The organism is Gracilibacillus sp. JCM 18966 (assembly GCF_055392695.1).
The window spans coordinates 1-7,456 of record NZ_AP043882.1 but is presented as its reverse complement, the minus strand read 5'-3'; the positions used below and the strand labels follow the sequence as shown (position 1 = coordinate 7,456).

Annotated in this window: 7 protein-coding genes; 1 reads left to right on the top strand and 6 read right to left on the bottom strand. The window is 39.0% G+C overall.

All coding sequences use genetic code 11. The features are described 5' to 3' along the window. Both ACZ5N5_RS00075 and ACZ5N5_RS00070 read right to left on the bottom strand, forming a co-directional pair. A partial coding sequence (locus ACZ5N5_RS00075) for a response regulator (protein ID WP_464372421.1) occupies positions 1–503 on the bottom strand: 503 nt, incomplete at its 3' end. 6 nt (positions 504–509) lie between these two features. Continuing rightward, complete coding sequence (locus ACZ5N5_RS00070; RefSeq protein WP_464372420.1) at positions 510–1,409, bottom strand: sensor histidine kinase; 900 nt, start codon at positions 1,407–1,409, stop codon at positions 510–512. 74 nt (positions 1,410–1,483) lie between these two features. On the opposite strand from ACZ5N5_RS00070, the gene ACZ5N5_RS00065 reads away from it, so the two are divergent. Then, positions 1,484–2,770 carry an IS110 family RNA-guided transposase gene (locus ACZ5N5_RS00065; protein WP_464372419.1) on the top strand — a complete coding sequence of 429 codons (1,287 nt, stop codon included), beginning with the start codon at positions 1,484–1,486 and terminating at the stop codon, positions 2,768–2,770. A gap of 366 nt (positions 2,771–3,136) precedes the next feature. Here the strand turns inward: ACZ5N5_RS00065 and ACZ5N5_RS00060 are convergent, their stop codons facing one another. From ACZ5N5_RS00060 to ACZ5N5_RS00045, 4 genes are all read right to left on the bottom strand, one after another. Continuing rightward, a complete protein-coding gene (locus ACZ5N5_RS00060) occupies positions 3,137–4,051 on the bottom strand; it encodes a hypothetical protein (RefSeq protein WP_464372418.1) in 915 nt (304 codons plus the stop codon). Positions 4,052–4,163: 112 nt separating this feature from the next. Continuing rightward, positions 4,164–4,934 (bottom strand): DeoR/GlpR family DNA-binding transcription regulator, encoded by a 771-nt coding sequence (locus ACZ5N5_RS00055; protein WP_109984730.1) that lies wholly within the window; start codon positions 4,932–4,934, stop codon positions 4,164–4,166. Between the two features lie 161 nt (positions 4,935–5,095). Next, the gene (locus ACZ5N5_RS00050; RefSeq protein WP_109984729.1) at positions 5,096–6,178 is read right to left on the bottom strand and encodes a glycoside hydrolase family 172 protein; all 1,083 of its coding nucleotides are present in this window, start codon (positions 6,176–6,178) and stop codon (positions 5,096–5,098) included. Positions 6,179–6,302: 124 nt separating this feature from the next. Further along, positions 6,303–7,456, bottom strand: a 1,154-nt coding sequence (locus tag ACZ5N5_RS00045; RefSeq protein ID WP_464372417.1) for a carbohydrate-binding protein, incomplete at its 5' end; no start/stop codon positions are given.

Here is a 7,456-nt window from a genome sequence, read left to right as displayed (position 1 = left end):
TCAGCAAAATGCGATTCAATAAAGGCGATCGTTTCTTTTACGGCTCGGTTATAGGATGTTTCATTGCTTACTTCCATCCATTTTTCATCTACGATTCTCTTTACCATCCCTCTTCTTTTTAATTCTTCTTCCATTGCTATCGCCTTCTCGATTGCTTCCATTAGCTTTTCTTTCGCAATCGGCTTTAACAAATAATTGACCACACCTAGCTCCAGTGCTTGATGAGCATAGTCAAATTCAGAGTAAGCAGAGATAATGATTACTACTGGATCTTGGGCCTTTTCCTTTAATTGCTGTAACATCTCTAGTCCTGTTACCTCAGGCATGCGAATATCTGTTATTAAAACATGGACCTTTTGTTGATGAATTTGCTTGATTGCTTCTGTTGCATTTTCTGCCGTTAGTACCTCGTATCGGTCAATGGCGTTTCTCTCTATTGTCTTTTTTATCCCTTGGCGACTTCTAGGCTCATCATCCACTACTAATATCACTTTTCGTTCCATTCACTCTCAGCTCCTTATCGGAATTTCAAAGCTAACCCTCGTACCCTTTTTCTCTTCGCTTTCAATCACAATTGGCTGATATTCCTTTTCTTCAAAAAATAAATTCAGTCTCTTCTGAACATTATATAAAGCTAGTCCTGAACCTCTTTTGTTTTTGTGATAACCACTCATCAGGCTGTTGACATGTGCAAGCATTTCTTGATTCATACCTGGTCCATTATCAATTACTGAAATACGCAATCGATTTTCTAGCTCCGTTTTTTCAATATTAACCGTCACATGACATGGGCCAACTACATTTCCAGCCCCATGTAATATCGCATTCTCTACGATTGGCTGAATCATCAGCTTCGGAATTTTTGCATCTAACCATTGAAAATCTACTTCCTTTTCCCAATTTAATCGATCTCCAAATCTCATGCGCATGATTTCCATATATCTTTCAATGTGGGCTAGTTCGTCTTTAATCATTACCCACTCCTCTTCATTTTCCTTTGTAATCGTATAACGGAATAGCTCTGACATCGCTAGTACAACATTGGCTAATTCCTCTTCTTCCTTCTCATCTAATGACCAGTACAAGGCATCTAATGTATTAAAAAGGAAATGTGGGTGAATTTGTGCTTGTAATGCCTTCAGCTCTGTTCTATTCTTTAATAGCTCTTTTTCATAGACCATTTGCACAAGATAGTTCGTCTCAGCTGCTAGCTGGTTATAGGTTTGATTTAATTCATTTATTTCGTTCGTTGATGGAATGACAGGATTCTGTGCAAGCACACCTTCCCCTGCTTCACGCATTGTTTTCGTTAATCGTGTAATCGGCTTGGTGATAAACGTAGATAAAAAATAGGAGCATTCCTGTAATAAGAAAATTTGAGGAAAAATAGCCGAATCTGAGAAATGCATAAAAAAAGCCCCCTTGGTACGATAGAGAGTGTCATGCATGACCTCGAATTAAGTACCGAAGGAGGACTTCTAGTATGGATTTTACACAAAATAAACGAATAGCGCAAGTCAATGAACAAACCTTAATTATTGGGGTGGATGTGGCCAAACGCAAACATGTAGCCCGAGCGATAGATGATCGTGGGCGAGATTTAGTGAAACGACTAGTGTTCACTAATTCCTATCAAGGTTTTCTGGAGTTGATAGAATGGGCTCAAAACCTGTCCGAGAAACACAACCGACCTAATCTGTTAATTGGAATGGAACCGACTGGCCACTATTGGCTGAATCTCGCTTATTATTTAAAGGCGCGAGACATTCCCGTGGTGGTTGTTAATCCGATGAAGGTAAAACGGTTCAAGGAAATGGACGACGATTCTCCAACGAAAAATGACACCAAAGATGCGAAAGTCATCGCACAGGTCATGCGTGACGGTCGTTACCACGAACCAACGTTACCCGAGGATGTGTATGCGGAATTGCGGGAAGGCATGAAGCTTTATGACATGATCCAGGAGGATATCGCGTCGATAAAGGCACAAATGCATAATGCACTGGATCGCTATTTTCCAGAGTTTCTGACGGTCTTTAAAGATTGGACGGGAAAGGCTGCCCTTCATTTATTAGATAAGGGTTATCTGCCAGAAGATATACGAGCAGCATCCGAAGAAAGCTTACTTCTGGAAGTCAAACAGGCCGCAACTCGAGCAGTGGGAATCAAACGAATTCAGGCCTTAAAAGAAGCAGCTAAGCATAGCGTGGGCTTACAAGTAGGCTTGCGCATGGGACGCCAAGAGATCCGTTATCTCCTGGATCAGTATAAGGCGTTGGAAGAACGACGAATCGCTCTTGAAGCACAACTGAAAGAACTCGTTCTCCATATTCCTGGTGCTGATCAGATGATGACAATCAAAGGTGTGAGCGCCATTACCGTGGCTGGTTTTTTTGCTGAAGTTGGTGATTTAACAAATTATCAAGATCCACGCCAAATCATTAAATTAGCGGGATTAAATTTAAAATTGAATCAATCAGGTTATTTCAAGGGTCAGACGACTATCACCAAACGAGGGCGTAGAAGACTGCGAAACTTATTGTATCAAGTGGCAAGACCCTTATCGTTACACAATGAAGGATTCAAACAATTGCATCATTACTATCGCTATCGGTCCCATAATCCACTGTCAGGCAAGCAATCCTTTGTCGCATTAAGCAGAAAAGTCGTGAAGATATTTTTCCTATTAGGGACACGTAACTGCGCATTCAGTGAAGAACGAATGATTCGGGATATTCCCATGATTTCGAATATACAGGAAGTTGCATAAGTAACAATAGAACCAACGTTTACAACCAAACTTTTGACAATTGAAGCACGGAGAAGCCGGTCGTTATTACATCCATCAGGGCAACGACCCACTATAGGAGCATTTCCGGCCTCCACCATGGTCAGGTCGAACGAAGGAATTTACGCGCATTGACGCCGAGAGACGTGGGAGGGTCCACCGCCATGTGCAAGTGGAGATCCATTGTGCGATCATACACCAATAACCATTTAATGGAAAATAAATCCGATACCTTGTTAGAAGTATGACGATTGAATTCCATATTTATCATGATTTATAAATAATAGTAAAGTGGCCTATCATGGACTTCAAGTAATCAAGAGATATTGGAAGGAAAACGATGAAATTCTAAGAATATATTAATTTATTGAGGGAGGATACTAAGAAAATCATAATACCAATTATTCCTGCCACTACAATCCCTGCCTGAACGGTAGACATCCCATTGGTTAGATGCCTAACAGGTGTTAACATATAAGTGGTCCAGCCTGTGAGTTCTGAGGTATGTTGTACAATCATATATTCTTCATCATCGATCATGAGCCTGTCCGAATCCGTATGCAGTAAACGATTCCTATCTCCATTAAAATTAGAAACGATTGGTCTATTCTGTTCATCTAACACCACCGTATAATCCTTGAGCCCCTCCTCCTGCTTAGTAGGATTAAGCTGAAAATGACTTCTGCTTATCCTTGCAAGGATGTAACCACCTCTAAGAAAATTCCGATCGACTAAGTTGATTTGACGACCAACCAAAAAATAATTTTCGTCATATGGGTCTTCACCAAGCCAGATTAATCCCCCTCTTGCTTCATTGGCAGCTGTAATCCACTTTTTATTTACCCTATCAACTAGACTCGTAGAATCAATCGGGATGACACGCTCGTAATTTTTTGTATAAATTTCGATGGAATAAATACCATCCGCATTTGCTTGAATTAGATTCACGGTATTCATTAAGGATTGTCTTTGGTCAAATGTAATGGTATCTCCTCTTGTTTCATTGAATAGGGTATGTTGTACTTCTTCATTCGTAATTACTTGTTTCGTTACCATATTTAATTGCTCGTATAAAGAATCATAACGGCCACTTGATTCAATAGCCGTTTGTCTAATTTGTTCTTCTGCATTATTTTGTAACAAATCCTCTACCGAAATGTAAGTAATGGCACTAACTATGATTAGTACTAGTAAGATAACGAATAAATAGACGACTAGTAATTGATTTCTTAATGTATTCCACTTTTTAATATGTTTGAGCATTCTATCACTCCGCGACTTTGTTTATCGGATAACCTAAGTTATGATACTATTATACTATCATATTACGACAAATAAAAACACCTAGTAATTTCTTACTAAGTGTCTCTACAAGTTAAGTAATGGCTTTGATCACTTGTAATCCTAATTCTTCTATTTGATGAACATCCTCTTCATCCACTTGGCTATCTGTTACAATCCGTTGAACTTGATCTAATTTCGAAACATGTGCAAAGGCTTGTTGATGAAATTTATGATGATCTGCTAATATATAAGTCGTATCTGCAATCTCGATCATCTTCTGTTTGACACGTGCCTGTTGTTCATTGGACTCACTAATGCCTTTTTCGAAATGGATCCCTTTACAAGAAAGAAATGCCTTATTCACATGATATAAATCAATCGAACGCTCTGCTAGGGGACCGACATATGAAAAGGAGCGGGCAAGTAACGTCCCACCAGTTGAAATAACCGTTACATGATGTTTTTTACTTAATTCTAAGACAACATTCACCGAATTAGTTAAAACGGTAATGGGTATATTCGGTAAATTTTTGGCAACATATAAAGCGGTTGTACTAGCGTCTAATAAGATCTTATCGGTCTCTACAATGTGTTTTACCGCTTCTTTTGCTATTTGTTTCTTTTCCTCTACATGAGTAATTTCCCGTTCTTGAAAAGGAATCTCTGGTCCATCTGAAGAAGGTTCAATACTTACAGCTCCTCCATGGCTTCTGGCTAGCTTTTTTTCCTTTTCTAGCTTCTCTAAATCTCTTCTGATTGTTTCATCTGTTACGGAGAAAAGTGCAGATAATTCTGATACCCGCACACTTTTTTTCTGATTCACTTCCTCCACAATGCGTTGGTGTCTTTCTGCAACTAACATAGTCTATGCCCACCTTCTATTTTACGGCTACCTATTTCCCATTTATAATTGAAGCTTCCAGTTTTTATTTGTATTCATTCTATCATAGGTTATACAAAAAAATAAGCAAATTATAGATGGTTTATAGCTAGGTAACGTAATAGAAGATTTTTATTCACCATCTAAATAATTTCCAACGCATCTTTATTAGGTAGTGTTGGAAAATCCCCATGCGGTTCCGTTTGATACCAATAAGCTACAGAAGAAATATCGTCTTGCAACGGGAGGTACCTTCCTCCTGAACGCCACCCTAGAGCTTGAATGGTTACCCTCAAATCTTCTTCAAAGCGTATTGGGTCCATGATATGCCATCTATACATTCCAAATCGTTGATTCGCTCGGTAAAGCCCATCAGGTTTAATCACTTGGGGCATACCTAAAAAAGCTGTTGAATATTGACCATACTCCCCTTTTGGTTGTTCAAAATTCCAGGCACCGCCAAAATAATCCTCTGTCCCAGTTCCACATATCGTCGGAAAATCCTCGTCTCCATCCATATAAAACTTAATCTCTCCCTCGCCCCACCATTGATTACTGTTTACTTGCCATGCCAAATAAGTACCTACGTAATGACCATGACCCATAATTCCATCAACAATTGTATGAACTTCTTTATAAGCCAACGGATTACTCCTATTCCACTGTGCGTGAAAATACCCAACATCTTCTGGGATGTCAGTTAAGCTATAATCCACTTGATAATATAGAGGGAATTCCTGATCACTGAGATTAACGACCTTCATATTTGCTGACTTTCTAAACGGCATTTCCCAATAGGCATTCATTCCCCCAGCAGGATTAACAGATATCGGTATCGAATTAACATGACATCTCTCGTTCCATCCGTTACAGAAAAAATCACCAAATGGAACTTCGACGGAGGGATGATCTTCATCGTCCCAGAACATTTGGATAATTAAATCGCGCCAATGTGCTGGGAAAGTAGTCATCCAAATGTGCTGGATAACACCAGGCCCTTCTATATTAGCAATCGTAAAAGAAGTGTTCGATTTCAACATCACAGACGGGGAAACCTTCCATCCTTGACCTAAGTCTCTTGCTGCTTCTGCACCTGTTCCTTCTGTTGCCATTCCCCCTCTACCTTTTCCCCCATCAAAGTTTTCTGCACTAATCGACCTTGTTTTCGCTTTGGATAATCTCGATAAGCTTCCTAAGCCCATTCCTAACCCATTAAATCCACTCATTTTCCTAACCTCCCATTAAATGAAATCTTCCATTGGACATTTTCTGACAGAGATTCCCCACTTCCCAATGTTGAAGTGGGGTCTTAAGAAAAATTAGCACAAGGATTAATAACTAAAATATTTCTTATTTATTTTGCAAATATTCTATCAAATAATTTACATCATATTTTAATTGTTCATAAATACGGAAAGCCATTTTTTCTTTATTTCTTTCTAGATTCATTAGTAGGTCCTTAAGGTGCTTTGTTGCTTGTCCGATCCGACCTTTGTCCATATGATGCTGTGATTGATTTAATTTATTGTATAATTTCCTATACAAGGGTGTACTTAGGTTACCGAGCTTCTCATTTGTTTTGAGTATTTCCTCAATTGAAAGATGATTAATATCTATAGGTTTTACAAGGAAATTGTCAATTTTAGCGTTACTAAATAAGCTTTTCACCCCAACTTTCCCATGACTAATTGCCGTGACACTATGATCATCATAATCAATTTTCGGGGTCTCCATATCCCCTACATATACACGAATATTGGATCCTAACACTTCTACCTTCATATGCTGCCACTCATCCTTTATACCAGATATCTTCACCCCATCCAAATACTCCCAATTATAATTTAGTTTTCCTAGATGCACCCCATCTTCATCTAGATAGGCTACATAGCCTTGCATGAAGTCTGATCTGTTTTGATTATATTCGATTCCATCGGCTGGGTTGTTTACTCTAAAAATTAATCCGGCTTCACCATTGCCATCCACTAAATTAATATCTGCTTCCACACTGTAATCTTTCCAATCTTTTTCCCCGATAACCGATTTTGCGAATGTTCCAAGGCTTGCGGTATACTCCCCTTCTATTTCCATTTCTTCTTTCGGCCCTTGATAAAACCGAAAGCTATGAAAATCGAACTCGCCATTTACAACTTCTACTGTAATCGTATGGTCTCCAGCAGGTAATGAGATGTTCTCTTTAATGACACTTGACCAGTCGTCCCAGCTATCTGTACTTGGTATATCTATTACTCCTGTTAAATCAATCTCATCATCTAGCCATAATCTTACCTGGCTATCTTTAAAAGTTGTGGCAACCTTCATATCCAACGTATAGTTGTCACCTTCACTTACATTTACATTATATTTATACCATTCTCCTTTTTGATTCCACCCAATATTATAAGAACCGTCTGGGTGTACTCTCATATCTACATCATCTTCACGGAACTCTCCTCCCGTATTACCAGCAGTAAGATCGTGGTAGCCCACACCTTCACCACCAG